At 71.0% G+C, this 18,296-nt stretch carries 20 protein-coding genes and 2 pseudogenes; 11 read left to right on the top strand and 11 right to left on the bottom strand.

The window, feature by feature from the left end; translation table 11 throughout:
* Positions 1–216 carry a hypothetical protein gene (locus Q8A52_RS21950; RefSeq protein ID WP_316754394.1) on the top strand — a complete coding sequence of 72 codons (216 nt, stop codon included), beginning with the start codon at positions 1–3 and terminating at the stop codon, positions 214–216.
* 100 nt (positions 217–316) lie between these two features.
* On the opposite strand, the gene Q8A52_RS21945 is transcribed toward Q8A52_RS21950, so the two are convergent.
* Complete coding sequence (locus Q8A52_RS21945; protein WP_316754393.1) at positions 317–1,018, bottom strand: SDR family oxidoreductase; 702 nt, start codon at positions 1,016–1,018, stop codon at positions 317–319.
* Between the two features lie 177 nt (positions 1,019–1,195).
* Between Q8A52_RS21945 and Q8A52_RS21940 the strand changes: the two genes are divergently transcribed.
* Together Q8A52_RS21940 and Q8A52_RS21935 are read left to right on the top strand one after the other, a co-directional pair.
* Positions 1,196–2,197: a sporulation protein gene (locus Q8A52_RS21940; protein WP_316754392.1), complete on the top strand. Its 1,002-nt coding sequence runs from the start codon at positions 1,196–1,198 to the stop codon at positions 2,195–2,197.
* Between the two features lie 134 nt (positions 2,198–2,331).
* Positions 2,332–2,787, top strand: a complete 456-nt coding sequence (locus Q8A52_RS21935) for a tellurite resistance TerB family protein (protein ID WP_316754391.1) — start codon at positions 2,332–2,334, stop codon at positions 2,785–2,787.
* A gap of 49 nt (positions 2,788–2,836) precedes the next feature.
* On the opposite strand, the pseudogene Q8A52_RS21930 reads toward Q8A52_RS21935, so the two are convergent.
* The 6 genes and pseudogenes from Q8A52_RS21930 to Q8A52_RS21905 all read right to left on the bottom strand — a co-directional run.
* Positions 2,837–3,022 (bottom strand): annotated as a pseudogene (locus Q8A52_RS21930) (M56 family peptidase); the annotation flags it as partial.
* Between the two features lie 12 nt (positions 3,023–3,034).
* Complete coding sequence (locus tag Q8A52_RS21925; protein ID WP_316754390.1) at positions 3,035–3,424, bottom strand: BlaI/MecI/CopY family transcriptional regulator; 390 nt, start codon at positions 3,422–3,424, stop codon at positions 3,035–3,037.
* A 118-nt stretch (positions 3,425–3,542) separates the two neighbouring features.
* Complete coding sequence (locus tag Q8A52_RS21920; protein WP_316754389.1) at positions 3,543–4,271, bottom strand: TIGR03943 family putative permease subunit; 729 nt, start codon at positions 4,269–4,271, stop codon at positions 3,543–3,545.
* Positions 4,268–5,302 carry a permease gene (locus Q8A52_RS21915; RefSeq protein WP_316754388.1) on the bottom strand — a complete coding sequence of 345 codons (1,035 nt, stop codon included), beginning with the start codon at positions 5,300–5,302 and terminating at the stop codon, positions 4,268–4,270. The genes Q8A52_RS21920 and Q8A52_RS21915 overlap by 4 nt, the downstream gene beginning before the upstream one ends.
* Positions 5,303–5,417: 115 nt before the next feature.
* Entirely contained in the window at positions 5,418–6,239 is an 822-nt protein-coding gene (locus tag Q8A52_RS21910; RefSeq protein WP_316754387.1) for a lysozyme, read from the bottom strand.
* A 152-nt stretch (positions 6,240–6,391) separates the two neighbouring features.
* Complete coding sequence (locus Q8A52_RS21905) at positions 6,392–7,618, bottom strand: NUDIX hydrolase (RefSeq protein WP_316754386.1); 1,227 nt, start codon at positions 7,616–7,618, stop codon at positions 6,392–6,394.
* 207 nt (positions 7,619–7,825) lie between these two features.
* Between Q8A52_RS21905 and Q8A52_RS21900 the strand changes: the two genes are divergently transcribed.
* The 7 genes from Q8A52_RS21900 (at position 7,826) to Q8A52_RS21870 (ending at position 15,117) form a co-directional block, all read left to right on the top strand.
* A complete protein-coding gene (locus Q8A52_RS21900) occupies positions 7,826–8,230 on the top strand; it encodes a hypothetical protein (protein ID WP_316754385.1) in 405 nt (134 codons plus the stop codon).
* Between the two features lie 97 nt (positions 8,231–8,327).
* A complete protein-coding gene (locus Q8A52_RS21895; RefSeq protein ID WP_316754384.1) occupies positions 8,328–9,938 on the top strand; it encodes a multicopper oxidase family protein in 1,611 nt (536 codons plus the stop codon).
* A gap of 253 nt (positions 9,939–10,191) precedes the next feature.
* Positions 10,192–11,205 carry a sugar ABC transporter substrate-binding protein gene (locus Q8A52_RS21890; protein WP_316754383.1) on the top strand — a complete coding sequence of 338 codons (1,014 nt, stop codon included), beginning with the start codon at positions 10,192–10,194 and terminating at the stop codon, positions 11,203–11,205.
* 69 nt (positions 11,206–11,274) lie between these two features.
* Positions 11,275–13,680 (top strand): sensor histidine kinase, encoded by a 2,406-nt coding sequence (locus Q8A52_RS21885; RefSeq protein WP_316754382.1) that lies wholly within the window; start codon positions 11,275–11,277, stop codon positions 13,678–13,680.
* 1 nt (position 13,681) lies between these two features.
* A complete protein-coding gene (locus tag Q8A52_RS21880) occupies positions 13,682–14,110 on the top strand; it encodes a roadblock/LC7 domain-containing protein (protein WP_316754381.1) in 429 nt (142 codons plus the stop codon).
* A 1-nt stretch (position 14,111) separates the two neighbouring features.
* Positions 14,112–14,471, top strand: coding sequence for a DUF742 domain-containing protein (locus Q8A52_RS21875; RefSeq protein WP_316754380.1), 360 nt, complete (start codon positions 14,112–14,114; stop codon positions 14,469–14,471).
* A gap of 31 nt (positions 14,472–14,502) precedes the next feature.
* Positions 14,503–15,117, top strand: coding sequence for a GTP-binding protein (locus Q8A52_RS21870; RefSeq protein ID WP_316754379.1), 615 nt, complete (start codon positions 14,503–14,505; stop codon positions 15,115–15,117).
* A 49-nt stretch (positions 15,118–15,166) separates the two neighbouring features.
* Here Q8A52_RS21870 and Q8A52_RS21865 read toward each other — a convergent pair whose 3' ends face one another.
* The 3 genes and pseudogenes from Q8A52_RS21865 to Q8A52_RS21855 form a co-directional block, all read right to left on the bottom strand.
* A complete protein-coding gene (locus tag Q8A52_RS21865; RefSeq protein ID WP_316754378.1) occupies positions 15,167–15,355 on the bottom strand; it encodes an SDR family oxidoreductase in 189 nt (62 codons plus the stop codon).
* A 160-nt stretch (positions 15,356–15,515) separates the two neighbouring features.
* Positions 15,516–15,707, bottom strand: a pseudogene (locus tag Q8A52_RS49085) (SDR family NAD(P)-dependent oxidoreductase); the annotation flags it as partial.
* Positions 15,708–15,723: 16 nt separating this feature from the next.
* Complete coding sequence (locus Q8A52_RS21855; protein ID WP_316754377.1) at positions 15,724–15,870, bottom strand: hypothetical protein; 147 nt, start codon at positions 15,868–15,870, stop codon at positions 15,724–15,726.
* Positions 15,871–16,036: 166 nt separating this feature from the next.
* On the opposite strand from Q8A52_RS21855, the gene Q8A52_RS21850 reads away from it, so the two are divergent.
* Entirely contained in the window at positions 16,037–17,053 is a 1,017-nt protein-coding gene (locus tag Q8A52_RS21850; protein ID WP_316754376.1) for an NAD-dependent epimerase/dehydratase family protein, read from the top strand.
* A gap of 135 nt (positions 17,054–17,188) precedes the next feature.
* Here the strand turns inward: Q8A52_RS21850 and Q8A52_RS21845 are convergent, their stop codons facing one another.
* Positions 17,189–18,295 carry a sensor histidine kinase gene (locus Q8A52_RS21845; RefSeq protein WP_316754375.1) on the bottom strand — a complete coding sequence of 369 codons (1,107 nt, stop codon included), beginning with the start codon at positions 18,293–18,295 and terminating at the stop codon, positions 17,189–17,191.
* Position 18,296 lies beyond the last annotated feature (1 nt).

Raw genomic sequence — 18,296 nt, 5'->3', positions numbered from 1 at the left:
ATGGCGATCGATACGATGGAACGATTCCTGGCCGCCCTGAGCCCGCACGACCGGGAACTCGTCCAGCAGCAGCCGCGTGCGGAGCAGGAGAGGCTCGCCGACGCCTGGGAGCGAGAGCTCGCCGAGGACACGGACCTCGACACGCTGAGCGAACTGTCTCCCCCCGCGGCCGAGAGCGAGGCCGCGGCGCGGGTCGTCAAAGGCCGCTTCGAGTAGGTGACACGCGGCATCCTGGCGGCCCGCCGACGCGCGTTCGGCCGCCAGGGTGTGCCCAGCCGCCGACACGTCCTGTCGTTCAGGGCGGTCGTGCGCGCAGTTATCGGGCGAGCTGCTCGTACATCGACTCCAGGTCTCCCGACAGCACACCCTTGACCCAGCGGGTGACGTCGTCGGCGAGCACCTCGTGCGCTCCCGCCTCGATGCCGTCGAGGGCGGCCACGGCGATGTCGTGCGGGCTGGACTTCGGCCCCTCTATGGCGGCCGTCATGTCGGTGTCGACGTACGCCATGTGCAGGCCGGTGACGCCGATCCCGCGCGGGTGCAGTTCCAGGCGCAGATTGTTCGTCTGGGACCAGAGCGCGGCCTTGGATGCGCTGTAGGTGCTGCCGTTGGCGAGCCAGGACAGCACGGAGTGCACATTGAGGATGTGGCCGCCGCCGTTGCGCTCGATGATCGGGACGAAGGCACGGCTCAGCAGCAGAGGGCCGTAGAAGTTGATCTCGAACTCGCGTCGGATGTCCTCGACCGGCGAGGTCAGGAAGCTCGCGCCGGTGGCGACGCCCGCGTTGTTGATCAGAACCGTGACGTCCTGGGCCTGCGCGGCCACGGCCGCCACGGAGTCGGGGTCGGTGACCTCGAGCGCCAGCGGCACGGCGTCGGGATGGGTCACGGTACGGGGGTCACGGGCCGTGGCGTAGACCTTGCCGGCGCCGCGGGCGTACAGCTCTTCCACGAGGGCCTTGCCCACGCCCCGGCTGCCGCCGGTGACGAGGACGGTGGAGCCCTTGATTGCAGTCATGGCATTCTCCCACAGATGAAACCGATCGGTTTCCACTCACTGTAAACCGATCGGTTTCCAACTTCAACGCGGCACACCCCCGCAGCCCCCCGCCTACGACCACCCCCGCGCCTATGCTTCTACTCGCTTGTAGAAGCCGCAGGCGGACAACGCGCACACGAAGGAGAGAACGCCACGATGGTGTTCAAGCGACTGCTCGGCTCGCTGGGCGTGGGCGGCCCCACGGTCGACACGGTCCTCGACCCCGCACCGGTCCGGCCCGGAGGCACACTCGCCGGTCAGGTGCACCTCAAGGGCGGCACCTCCGACTTCGACATCGAGCACATCACCCTGGAACTGGTGGCGCGGGTCGAGGCCGCGCACGAGGACGGCGAGAGCGAGGGGGCGGTCGTCTTCGACCGGTTCACCGTCGGCGGCGGTTTCCGGCTCGCCGAGGGCGGGTTGCGCAGCGTGCCGTTCAGCGTGGTCCTGCCGTGGGAGACCCCGATCACCGAGCTGTACGGACAGCCGCTGGGCATCGTCCTCGGCGTGCGCACCGAGCTGTCCGTGGCGGGCGCGAAGGACAAGGGCGACCTGGACCAGTTGAACGTCGCGCCGCTGCCCGCACAGGAGGCGGTCCTCGAGGCTCTCGGCCGGATCGGGTTCGGCTTCAGGTCCGCCGACCTCGAGTACGGGCGCATCGGCGGCACGGGGCAGCAACTGCCCTTCCACCAGGAGCTGGAGCTCAGCCCGCCCGCTCAGTACGCCCACCAGCTCAACGAGATCGAGGTCACCTTCCTGGCCGGCCCGGGCGGCGTGGAGGTCGTCCTGGAGGCCGACCAGCGGGGCCGCTTCTTCTCCGAGGGCCATGACGCCCTCACCCGGTTCAGCGTCGGGCACCACGACTGTCGGGACTGGAACGCCGAAGTCAATGGCTGGATCCGGCAGTTGATCGAGCATCGGGGGTCCTACGGCGCCCACTCCGCGTACGCCCACACGGACCCGTACGGCGGGTACGACCACGGCCACGGCGGATACCACGGGCACGACCATCACCAGCGTTCCGGCCCCGGCATGGGCACCGCGATCGCCGCCGGCGCGGCCGGACTCGCGGTCGGTGTCGTCGGGGGCATGGTCGCGGCCGAAGCCATCGACGAGATCGGGGACTTCTTCGAGGGCGACGAGGAAGACGAGGACTGAACCGGAACGACGGCGAGCCGCCGATCGTAGACAGGAGGGAGAAAGAGGACGGGAGGGGGAAGCAGACCCGACTTCGCACCCCCTCCTGATAGTTTCTACATGACTGTAAAAGTTCACGACCGTATGGAGTTCGCATGGCCCTGTGGGACCGCTTCAAGGAGTCCGCATCGCAGATGCAGACCCAGTTGGTGGCGAAGAAGAACGATCTGAAGAGCGGCGCATTCCGCGACGCGAGCATGGCGATGTGCGCGCTGGTCGCCGCGGCCGACGGCACCGTGGACCCCTCCGAACGCCAGCGTGTGGCTCAGCTGATCGCCACCAACGAGGTTCTGCAGAACTTCCCGGCCGACGACCTGCGCCGCCGGTTCGAGGACAACCTGAACAAGCTCACGGCCGACTTCGCCTTCGGCAAGGTGAGCGTGCTGCAGGAGGTCGGCAAGGCGAAGAAGAAGCCCGCCGAGGCCCGTGCCGTGATCCAGATCGGCATCGTCATCGGCGGGGCCGACGGCAACTTCGACAAGGACGAGCAGGCGATCGTCCGCGAGGCGTGCTTCACCCTCGAGCTGCCGCCGCACGAGTTCGACCTCTGACCGGCAGCAGCCAGGCCCGCCCCGGCACCGGGCGGGCCTGGCTCACAAGGTTGCCGGGCAGCTGGGCCGTGCCGACCACCATCACCAGGCCGAGACAGACCGTGCTGCACGGCGCCATCACCGCGGCCACCCCGGTCAGCAGCCGCGTCGCGGTGCGCGGATGCAGGTGTTGTTCGGCCAGGCGTGCGATCGGCCAGGCCGTCAGCGGGAGGACCAGCGGCAGAAAGACGAACATCCCCGTCAGGATTCAGTCGTCCCTCTCCGCCTCGGAGTGGCCCAGCAGTTCGCGCAGCAGCCGTTCGTCGTCCGGGCCGAGACCGGTGACGAAGCTGGCCAGCACGGCCTGACGGTCGCTCTCGGCGTCCAGCACCCTGCGCATCTTCCGGGCGGCGAGGCCCGCCTGGTCCGACGCGGGCGTCCAGGCGAAGGACCGGCCCGCCCGCTCCCGGGTGACCGCTCCCTTCGCCAGCAGCCGGGTCAGGATCGTGATCACCGTCGTATAGGCGAGGTCCCCGCCCAGGCGCTCCTGCACCCAGCCCGCGGTCGCCGGGCCGTCCGCCTCCCGGAGCGCCGACAGGACCATCGCCTCCAGCTCGCCCTGCCCCCGCCGCCGGGCACGCTGCCGGTGATCCGTCACGCCCCGTCTCCCTTCCGCCGCCGCCCGTTTCCCCGGCGGCCATCGTATGTCGGCCGGGGTTGCCCCTCCGGGCCTGGCCGGGACGGCCTCCGGCTTCGCGGTGAACGCCGGACGGACCCTAGGACGGGGTGAGAGGCAGGTCGTCCGTGAACGCATTGACCGGCTGGGCCATGGGCTGGAGCCGGCGTACGTCGAGGGCCGCTTCCGCGGATCTCGTGCCGAGGTTGCCCTTGGCGTGCCACGTGCCGGTCACCGCCAGCCAGCTGTTGGCGGGCGGGGCCGGGGTCCCGTACACGCGGACCTTGACCGTCTGCGAGTCGGCGGCGCAGCACGTGAAGATGATCCGGGTCAGATACCAGCCGCCGCCCGGCCCGGCCGGGGTGGCGAAGCCGGTGAGCCGTACGCTGCGGCCCTTGATGGCGAGGGTGCGGTCCTGCTGGACGCGGCTGGTGAAGTCGGTGAGCGTCATGGGCAGGGGTGAGGCGGCGGGCAGAGGGTCGAACCGCTTCTGCGCTTTGACCGCCTTGTTGTTCGAGTGGGCCGCGGTGTAGGCGCCCAGGGCGGGCGGGGCGTAGAGCAGCAGGCTCAGGGCGGGGAGGAAGAGCAGCCAGGCGATGCGGGGTGCGGTGGAGTGGTCGTGGCCGTGCGCGTGACCGGCGTGTTCGTCGCGTTCCCGGTCCAGGGCCGCGCTCACGAGGCCCAGCAGGGTGAGCAGCACGCCGGACGCGATGAGCGGCGGGCGCAGGCCTTCCTTGACGTAGCGCAGGTAGAGGTCGGTGAACAGGGCCGCGTGCAGCAGGCCGAGGCCGGTCAGCACCAGCAGCGCTGTCTGGGCGTGACGTTTCACAGCAGCACGCCTCCGATCAGGACGCCCGCGGCGACCGCCACCACGGTGGTCGCCATGGAGAAGCGCCAGGCGAAGGCCCGGCCGAAGGTGCCCGCCTGAAGGGCGATCAGTTTCAGGTCGACCATCGGGCCGACGACCATGAACACGAGGCGGGCGGTCGGCGAGAAGCCGGTGAGCGAGGCCGCGACGAAGGCGTCGGCCTCCGAGCACACCGCCAGGAGGACGGCGAGGGCGGCCAGGAAGAGCACCGAGAGCCAGGGCGAGCCGGAGAACGCGTCGAGGACCGAGCGCGGCACCAGGACGTTGAAGGTCGCCGCGGCCATGGCGCCGAGGACGAGGAAGCCGCCGGCGTGCAGGAAGTCGTGCTGGAAGCCGAGCCGGAACTCGGTCCAGCGGCTGTGACCGTGCCGGTGGCCCGTGTACCGGACGGCGGGCCGCAGCCATTCCTCCTTGCCCAGCCAGAGCCACAGCCAGCCCATCAGCGCGGCGGTGACGAGCGAGGCGAGCAGCCGGGCGGCGACCATCGCGGGGCTGCCCGGGAAGGCCACGGCGGTGGCGGTCAGCACCACGGGGTTGATCGCGGGGGCGGAGAGCAGGAACGCGAAGGCCGCGGCCGGGGTGACGCCCCGGCGGATCAGGCTGTTCGCGACGGGTACGGAGGCACATTCGCAGCCCGGCAGGATCGCGCCGGCCACCCCGGCCACCGGGACGGCGAGAGCGGGGTGCCGGGGAAGCGCCCTGGTGAACAGGTCGGCCGGTACGAAGGCGTTGATCGCGCCGGACAGCACCGTGCCCAGCAGCAGGAACGGCAGTGCCTGGACGGTGATGGCCAGGCAGACGGTGCGCCAGGCCTCGACGGCGGGGTGGTTCAGCCACTGGGTTCCGGCGAGCGCGAACGCCACCGCCACCGCGCCGGCCGCCGTCGCGGCCCCGGCGACGAACGGCCGCGGGAGCAGCCGCCGTCGCGGTGGGCTGACGGGTACGACCGCCACCCCTCCCGCCGCATCAACCAGTTCATCCGCTTTTGGCATTTTTACTCCAAATATCGGATCCGTGGCTGAACATAAGCGAAGAGGGCGGTCAGCGCCGCGCGCACACGCCGCCCGGCGCGAACGGAGGATTCAAGAACGGGCGTTGACGGGTGGTTCAGCCGGTGGCCAGCTCTTTCAGCCGGTCCGTGGATCCGTTGAACCTGTCGCGGTCGCCCACGATCTCCCCGGTCGAGGTGTACTGCCACATCGTGTGCGTCGACCAGCCCGCGGGCAGTTCACCGACGGACGAGGCGTATCGCGCGACCCACAGGGGGTTGGTCGCCCCGAAGCCGCCGTAGCTGTCCGTGCAACTGTTCCACCAACTGGTGGCGGTGTAGATCACGGCGTTGCGGCCGGTGCGGGACTTGTACCGGTTCAGGAAGTTACGGATCCATGTGACCATCGCGCTCGGCGACTTGCCGTAGCAGTCGTCGCCGTAGGGGTTCCATTCGATGTCGAGCACACCCGGCAGCGTGTAGCCGTCGTCGGTCCAGCCGCCACCGTGGTCGACGAAGTAGTCGGCCTGCGAGGCGCCGGTGCCGGTGTCGGGCGTGGCGAAGTGGTACGCGCCGCGGATCATGCCGACCTTCCGCGAGCCGCTGTACTGGGAGGAGAAGGAGGGGTTGGTGTAGTAGGTGCCTTCGCTCGCCTTGGTGTAGGCCCACTTGACCCCGCCGCTCCACAGCTTCGACCAGGCGACGTCACCCTGGTAGCTGGCGACGTCGACACCTTCGGTCTGACCGGCGCGCGCGTCACCGGGCGTTCCGCTGCTGCCGTCGTGGGTCATGACTCCCATGCCCATATGGGCGGAGCCGCGCACCGGAGTGCCGTCGGCCGAGGCGGGAACGGCCGCCGAGGGCACGAGCAGCGCCAGAACGGCGGTGGGGACTACGGCCGCGGCAAGACGGGCCCGGCGGGCACGTGTGGCTGTGGCCATGGCTGTGTGTATGGAAGATCGTTGCACGCAGACCATCTGACCCGCAGCCGGCCGCCGCCGCACGCCAAGCGCCGCCCAACGGAGGGCCATCGGGGCAGGATGGCTCCGATCGAGTGACCCGCGGGATTACCCGGAGAGGGTCTCGCCACGGCTCACCCGCGTTGATCCGTGAACCGCCGCACGACCGGCCACAGGTAGTCCACTCGAGGTCCGCCGAGGCCTGCCGACTCGGCCTCGGAGCCGACCAGGACGATCCGGTCCAGCTCCGGCTCACCTCCCTGCGCCGTCTCCGCGGCGACCAGGGCCGCGAATCGCCGGTGAAGCAGTTCGGCCGGCCGGGCCGGGGCGCGGAACAGGAAGCCGACGTTCCCGCGCTCTCCGCGGGTGACCAGCCAGAGGGCCAGATCCTCGGGTGGTGTGTCGAGGCCCGTCTCCTCGGCCAGTTCCCGGGCGGCATGGGCACGGAGCGCGGGCACGTCGAGCGGCTCGCCGTGCGGCGGCGGTTCCATCGAACCGCCGGGCAACTGCAGTCGCCCCGGGGTGGCCGTCGAGGTCGACATACGGCCCACCAGGAGACGTCCGTCGTCCGTCGGCTGCACCAGGGCGACGAACAACGAGGACACCGAGGGCGCACCCGGCACCCGGCGCAGGCCGCGGTATCGGTAAGTGGCCCTCGCCCAGAAGAGGACGAGGCTCCCCGGCTCCACGCGCAGACCCGTGCACGCCACCGCCGGACCGTCGAAGAGGCTCGGGTCGGCCCGGAGCGCCTCGTCCCAGACACGGTCCGTGGCCGACCGGACGCCGGCCGACAACGCAGGCACCTTGCCCTCGACGAAGCTGATCGCGCGCACGTCGAAAAGCTCCGTCGGAGCGACGTTCCAGTCGGACGGCAGGTCCGCGTCGCACAGGACGCACACGAAGTGGTCCTCACGCACGACATTGACCTGTCGGCACGCCACACAGCGGCGGAAGACCACCTCGTGGGTGAAGCCACTGGGACGGACGAGCCCGGCCCGGTCCAGGGCGTCCGCGACGGACGGCCATGAGCCGAGGTCCGGGCAGTAGCCGGTCGACTGGTTGCTGACCTCGTCGACCGCCCACCGTCCGGAGTCCTCCCGGAAGCTCATCTCACCGGCGCCGAGCACCGGAGCGCCCCCGGCGCAGACCACATGCTCGCTGCGGCGCGGCGCCAGGCGCAGCACGCCTTCGGCATCGACCACGAAGGTGAACGGCTCGGCCAGTTCCTCCGCGCCACGAGCCGACACCCATCGGGCGAAGTCCGCCGCGGAGCGGATGCCCTCGCCTTCTCCACCGGGCCGCACGAGCCCCTTCAGATCACCGGGTCCGACATAGCCGTATGTCCGTGCCGCCATGCCCATGCCCCCGTACACTCCTTGCCGCCGCCTAGGCACCGATCATGCACCGGGCGCCGCGTCGAGGCCCATTACTCCGTGCGAGTGGTGCATCGGCCGGGACGGTCGTAGCGTCGATACAGAGGCGATCGCCCACTACCGGGAGCAACGATGGCAAGACCTGCGGTGTACACAGCGATCATTCTCGGGGCGGGCACATTGCTCACAGCGGCGATGACGACGGCGTCCGCCAACCCGTCGGCATCGGCTCAGGCGGCCCCGCAGACGGTGACACAGCAGTCCGCCCCGGTGCTCGTCGACTGCTCGTTCCGCTCGAACACGCAGCCCGAGAACTTCATCCTGGCCTGCGGAGACGGCAACAGCCGGCTGGTCGCGATGCACTGGTCGCAGTGGGGCCCGACCTCCGCGACGGCCGTGGGTGTGAACGTGGTGAACGACTGCAAGCCGTACTGCGCGGCGGGTACGTTCCACGGATACCCGGTGGTCATCCGGCTCGAGCGCCCGGAGCCCTGGAAGAAGGACCCGCGCGTGGAGCACTTCACGCAAATGAGCCTCACCTACACGGACACCCGGCCTGAGGGATACAACCGGGTCATGACCATCCCGCTGTGGGACTGACCGCGGCCCCTGTGGGACCGACCGCGGCGGCCGACACCACCGAACGAGTCGCCCCCGGTTAACGGACATATCACCACAAAACGTGTGTTATTCAGTCATGCACACACCTTCGCGCCGTACCTTGCTCCGTGCCCCGATCGCGGCCGTCGGCTTGGGAGTAGTCGCCGGCTGCACCGAATCCGGACCGCACCCGCAAACCAGCCCCCACCTCGGTGACGGGGCAAGCGTGGACAGCGGCGGTTTCGTCCCCAAAGGCCCCAAGGGGTATGTCACCCCCTCGGGTCCCGAGGTCCGCGCCACCGAGCGGAGGCGCGGGTCCGGCCCTGTGCGCACGTACAAGTTCACCGCCGAACCGGTGACCGTGGATCTGGGCGGACGAAGGGTGAACACCTGGGGCTACGCCGACACCCTGCCCGGACCGCTGGTCCGCCTCACCGCCGGGGACGTCCTCAGCCTCACCCTGGCCAACCGCCTGCCGACCACGACCACCCTCCACTCGCACGGCGTGCGCCTGCGCTGCGACATGGACGGCGTGCCCGACCTGACCCAGCCGCCCATCCCGGCCGGAGCGGACTTCACCTACCGGTTCACCGCCAGCCACCCGGGCACGTACCTGCTGCACTCCCACGTCGGAATGCAGCCCGACCGCGGTCTGTACGCCCCCCTCATCATCGACGACCCCAAGGAGCCCCTCGCCTACGACAAGGAGTGGCTGATCGTCCTGGACGACTGGCTCGACGGCGTCAACGGCTCCACCCCCGACAACGTCATGTCGCAGCTCATCCCCCCGGGCAAGCACGTGACGATGGAGGGCATGGGCGTGGCCATGGGTGCCGAACGCGGCCATGCGGGCCCGAAGGGGGCCGGTCCCTCGCGCGTCCTGCACCATTCCTTCAGCCCCATGCTGCACAGCGAGGGCGGCAGTGTGGCCTACCCCTACTACCTCATCAACGGACGCGTACCCTCGGCCCCGTCCGTGTTCAAGGCCCGGCCCGGCGACCGCATCCGGCTGCGGATCGTCAACGCGGGCTCCGAAACCGCCTTCCGCGTCGCGCTCGGCGGCCACACCATGACCGTCACCCACACCGACGGCTATCCGATCGAGCACAAGCGCACCGACGCGCTCATCGTCGGCATGGCCGAGCGCTACGACGTCCTCGTCACCGTCAAGGACGGCGTCTTCCCGTTCGTCGCCCTCGCCGAGGGCAAGAACGGCCAGGGAATCGCCCTCCTGCGCACCGGCAAGGGAAGAACCGTTCCGCCAGCCAATGTCCGCCCCTCCGAACTCGACGGAGAGTTGGTACCCGCCCGCCGTATGCGACCGCACGAGTCCGTGGACCTCGGCAAACGCGAGCCCGACCGGGAACTGCGCGTCAGACTCACCGGCAACATGAAGCGGTTCGACTGGGGTTTCGACCACAAGCCCTACTCCGTCACGCAACGCCACCCCGTCCGTCAGGGCGAACGCGTGCGGCTCACCCTCGTCAACGCCACTGACATGTGGCACCCGCTGCATCTGCACGGCCACACCTTCGCCCTCGCCGCCCTCTGGGACGCCGGAGCCCGCAAGGACACCTCGATCGTGCTCCCCCACCGCAAGCTCGTCGTCGACTTCGACGCCGACAATCCCGGCCTCTGGATGCTCCATTGCCACAACCAGTACCACTCGGAAAGTGGCATGATGACGGTCCTCGGCTACCGCGCCTGACCGCGCCGCCACGCTCGACCGCCGCTCCCGACCAGGGAGCGGCGGCCCAGGTCGCGCCCGTACAACTCGCGCGCACCGACCGGATCGTCACGATGCGGCAGCGACAACGTACTAACGCTGATTGCTCACTTGACTACCTGCGGTCACACACGATTGGCTCCGGCCAGGAGAGTCGCCGGTCGGCACACACATGTGCCGCGGGTTGCGATCCATCCCCCTCATGCTCGGCCGCACAGCGAGGTGCCGCACCCTCATGAACATTCCTCCCCCAAGTCCGGCCCACCGCAGACCGGCGCACGGCCTCGCGCCGGCCGCGGTGCTGGCCGTCACCTGTCTGCTCATATCCGGCTGCTCCGGATCCGACGGCACACGGTCGGAGTCGAGCGCCGGCAAGGCGGGCACCGCCCGGATCAAGATCACCCTGGTCAGCCACGGCGACCGGGGGGACACCTTCTGGGACCTGGTGCGCAAGGGCGCGGAGGCCGCCGCGGCCAAGGACAACGTCGAACTGACCTATGCCGGCGACCTGGACGCCGCCGGGCAGGCCGAACTGGTGCGGGACGCCATCCGGGACAAGAACGACGGCATCGCGGTGACCCTGGCCAAGCCGGAGGCGATGAAGGGCCCGATCGCCCGGGCCAGGGCGGCGGGGATACCGGTGGTGGCCCTCAACTCCGGTATAGACGTCTGGAAGTCGGAGGGAGTCCTGGAGTACTTCGGCCAGGACGAGAGCGTCGCGGGCCGGGCAGTCGGCGACAAGCTGGACGGTCTCAAGGCCGGGCACACCCTCTGCGTCATCCACGAGCGCGGCAACGTCGCCCTGGAGGCGCGCTGCGCCGGAGTGAAGAAGACGTTCACCGGCCGCACGGACATGCTCTATGTGGACGGCACCGACATCAACGCCGTGACCGACTCCATCGCATCCCGGCTGCGGCAGGACCCGAGCATCGACGAAGTCGTCACGAACGGCGCGCAGTTCGCGCTCGCCGCGGTGAACTCCGTCAAGCAGTCGGGCAGCAAGGCGCACATCGCGACCTTCGACCTCAGCAAGGACCTGGTCAAGGCCGTGCAGAGCGGGGACGTGCAGTTCGCCGTGGACCAACAGCCGTATCTGCAGGGCTACCTGGCCGTGGACGCGCTGTGGCTGTACCGGACCAACGGCAACGTCAGCGGCGGCGGAGTGGCCCCCGTACTCACCGGCCCCGCATTCGTGACCAAGACGAACGTGGCCGCGGTGGCGAAGTACGCCGCCAACGGCACACGTTGACCGGACCCGCCCGACCCACCGCGCTCCGCGCGCACTCCCCCGCCCCGCTGACCGCCCTCGAGGACGACGATGTCTCCACGGACAGGTGCCCGGCGCCGCCTCGGCTCCATACGTCTCTCCCTGATCCTGCTGGCGCTGGTGCCGAGCGTCACCCTCACCGCCATGTGGGGCGTGACGACGACCCAGATGTTCACCGAAGGACTACGGCTGCGGTCGCAGACACAGCTGAGCAGGTCCACCGGGGCCATGGGCACCGAGGCGACGCTCGCCCTGCAGCGGGAGCGCAGTCTGTCGGCCGTATGGGTGGCCTCGGGGCACGGCTCCCGGGCCGCACTGGACGCGCAGCGGAAGAAGACCGACGCGGCGGTCGCCAAGCTGGTCGACCGGACGGACGCGATCAAGAAGGCACCGGCCCGCATCAAGGACCGGCTGTACTCGGTCGTCGCCTCGGTGAGCAGCCTGGAGTACTACCGCGGTCAGGTGGACGACCCCACCGACATCACCGCCGCGCAGGCACTCGGCCAGTACACCTCGATCATCGACGACCAGATCCACGGCTTCCAGGAGCTCTCCCAGGTCGACGACGGCGACCTCACCTCGCAGGCCGGGCCGCTCGTCGCCCTGGAGCACGCGGCCGAGCTGGTGTCCGAGGAGGACACGCAGGTCACCCTGGCCGGGCCGGCCGGGTCCATGGACGAGAAGACATGGGCCGCGTTCGCACAGTTGGTGAATGCCCGCCGCTGGCTCGTGGAGGACCAGATCGTCCCCTCGCTCACCGGTGACGCGAAGCGGCAGACCGAGCGGATCCTGCAGAGCGCGGACTGGAAGACCCTGGAGTCCATCGAGGACAAGGTGCTCGCGGCCCGCGCCACCATGGGCAAGGACCACAGGATCGCCCTGCCGGACGTGCAGAAGCAGTGGCGTGCCGCGCTGATCAAGGTCTCCGACGCATACTCGGCCCTCATCGGGCAGCAGACGACCGACCTGCTCCACCGCAGCGCCGACAAGGCGCACGAGCTGCTGGTCACCGCCGCCTGTCTGAGTGTCGGCGGACTCGTCGCCCTGCTGCTGTGCGTCGGCATGTCCTGGCGCATCACCCGCTCACTGTCCCGGCGGCTGCACGGTCTCAGGATGGCCACCCTCGGCCTGGCCGAGGACCGGCTGCCCGACGTGGTCGCGCGGCTGGACCGCGGCGAGCGGGTCGACGTGGAGCTGGCGACACCGCCGCTGGACTACGGCGAGGACGAACTCGGCCAGGTGGCCGAGGCGTTCAACACCGCGCAGCGCACGGCCGTGCACACCGCGGTCGAACTCGCCGACACCCGGCGCGGTTTCCAGAAGGTCATCCTCGGCATCGCCCGGCAGAGCCAGAACCTGGTCAACCTCCAGCTCACCAAGCTCGACGGGCTGGAACGGCAGCACACCGACCCGGACGTCCTCAAGGGCCTGTACGAACTCGACTCCACCGCAAGCCAGTTGCGCCGTTACGAGGAGAACCTCGTCGTCATCAGCGGTGAGCGGCCCGGACGCAGCTGGACCGAGCCGGTCGCGCTGATCGACATCCTGCGCAGCGCCGTCGGCGAGGTCGCCGAGTACCAGCGGGTGGACGTGCGCACCGACGAGGAGGTGAGCCTCGCCCCGCCCGCGGTCGCGGACGTCATCCATCTGCTGGCCGAGCTCATCGACAACGCGACCGTGTACTCCCCCGCGCCCAGCCCGGTCGAGGTGCGCGCGGCGATGGTGGCCAAGGGCCTGGCCATCGAGGTCGAGGACCGCGGGCTCGGCATGTCCGAGGAGGACTACGCCTCGCTCAACGCCCAGTTGGCGGTGGAGCCCCAGTTCGACGTGGTGGCCCTGGCCGACGACCTCCGGCTTGGCATGTTCGTGATAGCCCGGCTCGCCACCCGGCACGGCATCGCCGTGACACTGCGCCCCTCGCCGTTCGGCGGCACCACGGCGATCGTCCTGGTGCCGCACGAGATCGTCGTACGTGAGACGCCCGCCCCGGCCGCGCCGGACACCGGGGACGGGACGGCGGACGAGAAGGAGACCGAGGCCGCCCCGCCCCTCCCCCAGCGAGCGCGGCACGCGAAGCCGGCCCGGACCGCCGACGCCCGCCAGGAGCCACCCCGGTCCAAAGAGGCCGGCCGTTCCGGCAGCCCCGTCCCGCTGCCACGACGTGTGCCGCAGACGAGCCTGGTGCTCGAGCTGCGCGAGGAGTCGGCGCCCGCCGGGGAGGACGGCTTCCCGGACGACTTCACCGCGGAACGCGCCGCCTCGTCGTTGGCCGGCTTCCAGCGCGGCACGCTCAAGGCGCGTGACGAGGAGGGCGATCCGCAGTACGACCAGGCAGAGGAAACCGCACCACAGGACCCGGAGGTAGACGTCCCCGCCGCAGCCGAGCTCCCGGCTCCGCCCGAGCAGCCGGACCCCGCTCCTCGACCCCGCCCGCCGACCGCTCATGAAGGACGCTGACATGACCCGCCCCACCCCTGCCACGCACACCCAGCTCGACCAGTTGCTCACCGGACTCGTCGACCGGGTCGCCGAGGTGAACCACGCCGTCGTCCTGTCCGAGGACGGACTCGTGGTCAGCAAGTCGACCGGGTTCCTGCGCGACGACGCCGAACGCCTGGCTGCGACCGCGTCCGGCCTGATGAGCCTCAGCAAGGGCGTCAGCATGGACTTCCGCGGCGGCCCGGTGCGCCAGGCCCTGATCGAGATGGCCAACAGCTATCTGATCCTGACGGCCGCCGGACCCGGCGCCCATCTCGTCGTCCTCACCGGCCAGGGCGCCGACGTGGGCGTGGTGGCGTACCAGATGAACATGCTGGTGAAGAAGATCGGCGAACACCTCAGCGCGGCACCGCGCACCGGCCTCGTCGTGTCCGAACGCGGCGAGTGAGGTGAGCGGGGGCGACGCGGCGGGCCGTCTTGTACGGCCGTTCACCCTGACCGGCGGACGGACCCGGCCCAGCCGCGCCGACTTCACCCTGATCACGACGGTGACCGCGGTGGATCCGCCGCCCGCGTGGGCCGGCCGGCTGCAACCCGAGCACACCCGGATCCTGCGGCAGTGCGCTCGGCCGGTCGCCGTCGCCGAGCTCGCCGCCCATCTCGACCTGCCCATGAGCGTCGTCGTCATCCTGCTCTGCGACCTGCTGGAGTCCGGCCGGATCACCGCCCACCCACCGCACCCCCTCTGCCACGCGGAACCCGATCTGGAGCTGCTGCAGAAGGTGCGGGACGGCCTCGGGCGCCTCTGAGACCCACCGAAGACGAAAGGGCACCGCCACCATGGCCAGCCAGATCCGCCGGACGGGCCCCGGCTCCGCCGCCGGGGCGGTCGCCGCCCCCGACACCGTCAAGATCCTGATCGCGGGGGGATTCGGTGTCGGCAAGACCACCATGGTCGCGTCGGTCAGCGAGATCGTCCCCCTGCGCACCGAGGAACCGCTCACCGCCGCGGGCCTCGACGTCGACGACCTCGACGGGATCGAGGAGAAACGATCCACCACGGTAGCCCTGGACTTCGGCCGGATCACCATCGGCAGCGATCTGGTGCTGTACCTCTTCGGCACCCCCGGGCAGCAGCGGTTCTGGTTCATGTGGAACGACCTGGCGGTGGGGGCACTGGGCGCCGTGGTCCTGGTCGATGTCCGCCGACCGCGGGCCAGCTTCGCGGCCATCGACTTCTTCGAGCGGCGGCGCATCCCCTTCGTGGTCGGCGTCAACGGCTTCCACGGGCTGCACCCGTACACGCCCGAGGAGGTCCGGGACGCCCTGGCGCTGCCCGAGGGCACCCCTGTGCTGCTGTGCGACGCGCGGGAGCGGGAGTCGTCACGGGACGTGCTGATCGCCCTGCTCGACCGGCTGATCGCCGGGGCCGCGCGGGCCGGCGGGAACGGTTGAGGGGAGGACTGGAGCTGACCACGGTCGTGTCCGGCGTCGCCCGCCCGTCTCACCAGGTCGGCACGTAGCCCCCGTCGATCCGGATGTCGCTGCCCAGAATGTTCGCGGCCCTGTCGCCCGCCAGGAACACCACCAGGTCGGCGATCTCCGAGGCCCGGGAGAAACGGCCGCTGACCGTGACGGCCGCCGCCCGTGCGGGCCGGCGGGAACGGTTGAGGAGAGGGCCTGAGCTGACCACGGTCGTGTCCGGCGTCGCCCGCCCGTCTCACCAGGTCGGCACGTAGCCCCGTCGATCCGGATGTCGCTGCCCAGAATGTTCGAGGCCCTGTCGCCCGCCAGGAAGACCAGGCGTTGACGATGGAGCCGTGTCCCGCGTCCAGCATCCGCGGCAGCACGGCCCGGGTCACCGCGACCGTGGCGAACAGGTTGAGATCGAGGGTGTGCCGCCACTCGGCGTCGGTCACGGCGAGGAAACCGCCGGGGCGTGCGGGGGCCGCGCCCACATTGTTCACCAGCACGTCGACACGGGGCCGGCTTCCGCCGCCAGCCGCTCCGCGCTGTCCGGCTCGGTCAGGTCGAGCGGGATCCAGCGGGCGGACCCGCTCTTCACCAGCACGTCCAGCCCGGGGGTGGAGGTTCTGGCGGCCGCGACCACCTGGGCCCGGCCGCCGCCAGCGCTTCGGCCACGGCCAGTCCGATCCCCTTGCCGGCGCCCGTGACCACGACCGTCCTGTCCTGCAGTTCCGCTGCCATCGCCCGCTCCTCGCTGCGGTTGGGTCCCGTTCTCTCCAGACTGAGGCCGAAAGGCGGCCCACGCCCGGGCTGCGGGAGGGCCACGGCGCCGGGGCCGTCCTTACGGACCGGTGACGTGCCGGGCGCGCTCATGTCGTCGGGGGCGGTACGGACCTAGCGTGTGGGCATGCGTGTACTGGTCACCGGCGGTGCCGGGTTCATCGGGTCCCATGTCGTCGAGGCGCTGGCGGCGCACGGGCACGAGCCCGTGGTGTTCGACGTGCGGTCGGCAGCGGGCGGCGACGTGCGTGACGGGGCGGCGGTCGCCCGCGCCCTGTCCGGCGTGGACGCCGTCTGCCACCAGGCGGCCATGGTCGGTCTGGGCCAGGGGTTCGCCGATGCGGCGGAGTACGTCTCCCGCAACGACCTCGGCACCGCCGTAGTGCTCACCGCCATGGCGGACGCGGGGGTACGACACCTGGTGCTGGCCGGGTCGATGGTGGTCTACGGGGAGGGCCGCTACGAGTGCGGCCGGCACGGGGTCGTACGGCCCGGGCCGCGGGCCGTGGCCGACCTGGACGCGGGGCGCTTCGAACCGGTGTGCCCCAGGTGCGGAGCGGAGCTGTCCCCCGGGCTGGTCGGTGAGGACGCCCCGGTCGATCCGCGCAACGTGTACGCCTCGACCAAGCTCGCCCAGGAGCATCTGGCGGCCGCCTGGGCGAGGGCGACGGGCGGGTCGGCCGTGTCGCTGCGCTACCACAACGTGTACGGGCCCGGGATGCCCCGGGACACCCCGTACGCCGGGGTCGCCTCCTTCTTCCGGTCCGCGCTGGCCCGGGGCGAGGCCCCGCGCGTCTTCGAGGACGGCCGCCAGCGGCGGGACTTCGTGCACGTACGGGACGTGGCGGCGGCCAATGTGGCGGCGCTGGAGTCGGATTCGGCCGGGGGTGCGCTCACCGCGTACAACACGGGCAGCGGGGAGCCGCACACCGTCGGCGAGATGGCGCGGGCGCTGGCCGTCGCGTACGGCGGCCCCGAACCCGTCGTCACCGGGGAGTACCGGCTCGGCGACGTACGGCACATCACGGCGGACTCGTCGCGGCTGCGGGCCGCGCTGGGCTGGAAGCCCGAGGTCGGCTTCGAGGCGGGAATGCGCGAGTTCGCGCGCGCGCGGCTGCGCGGGGAAGAACCCGGCGCACGGTGACCGTCGCGCCGGGCGTCATCGCCGGGGCCTGTCCGGCGGATCAGGTCGCAGGAGAGAATCGGCATCCGATCGGCGCAGGTGAGCGGGGCGTGTCAGACCCCGCGTCCGCGGCATGATCCGCCGGACAGACCCTGGCTAGGCCGCGGGCAGGGTCACCTCGAACCGGCAGCCACCGGGGATGTTGCGTACGGCGGCCCGGCCCCGGTGGGCCTCGACGATCCCGCGGACGATGGCCAGGCCCAGGCCCGCCCCGGCGGGCGGCGTCCGCGCGTGCGTGCCGCGCCAGCCGGTGTCGAAGACCCGCGGCAGGTCCTCCTCCGGAATGCCGCCGCAGCCGTCGGACACCGACACCACAACGCCGCCGGGACAGCGTTCGGCGGCCACCGCGACAGTGCCGTCGGCCGGTGTCCGCCGGATCGCGTTGACCAGCAGGTTGCCCAGGACCCGGCTCATCTCCTTGCCGTCCACCTCGACCGGCACGGGTTCGACACGATCGCCGACGAGCCGCACCCCGAGTTCGCGGGCGAGCGGATCGGCCCCCGCGAGGGCGTCACCGACCAGGTCGTACAGCGAGATCCGGGACGGGGACAGGGCCAGGGTGCCGGCGTGGATGCGGGAGAGTTCGAACAGGTCGCCGACCATGTCGTTGAGCCGCTCCACTTCGGTGCGGATCTGCTTGAGGTAGCGGTCCGGGTCGGCGGCCACACCGTCCTCGAGGGCCTCCGCCATGGCCCGCAGGCCGGCCAGCGGGGTGCGCAGGTCGTGCGAGATCCAGGCGACCAGGTCGCGGCGGGAGGACTCCAGCGCGCGCTCGCGGTCGCGGGACTCGGCGAGCCGCGCGCTGGTGGCCGCCAGTTCCCGGCTCAGGGCGGCGAGTTCGGCTGTTGCCGGAACCGCCGGGGCGGCGAAGTCGCCGTCGTCGCCGAAGGAGCGGGCGGCGAGCTGGAGTTCACGGCTGCGGGCGACGACCCAGCGGCCGAGCAGCAGCGCGGTGGCGAGGGAGACGACGGCCGCCATCGCGACCACCGTCGTCACGACGCTCAGGTCGTGCGCCGAAAGGAACATCGCCTCCGCCACGGCCAGGGTCCCGGCAAGCATCGCGAACACCGCGACGGAGGCCACCACGGTGAGCGACACGGTGAAGGACCGCTTGCGGATCAGCCGCAGGACGAGCGCTCCGGCGAGGCCGGTCGCGGCGGCGCCGAGGAATGCGTACAGGGCGATGAGGAGGGTGTCGCGCACC

The sequence above is a fragment of the Streptomyces herbicida genome (genome assembly GCF_032656585.1).
GTDB lineage: Bacteria > Actinomycetota > Actinomycetes > Streptomycetales > Streptomycetaceae > Streptomyces > Streptomyces herbicida.
This window is presented reverse-complemented; position numbering and strand designations above follow the sequence as displayed.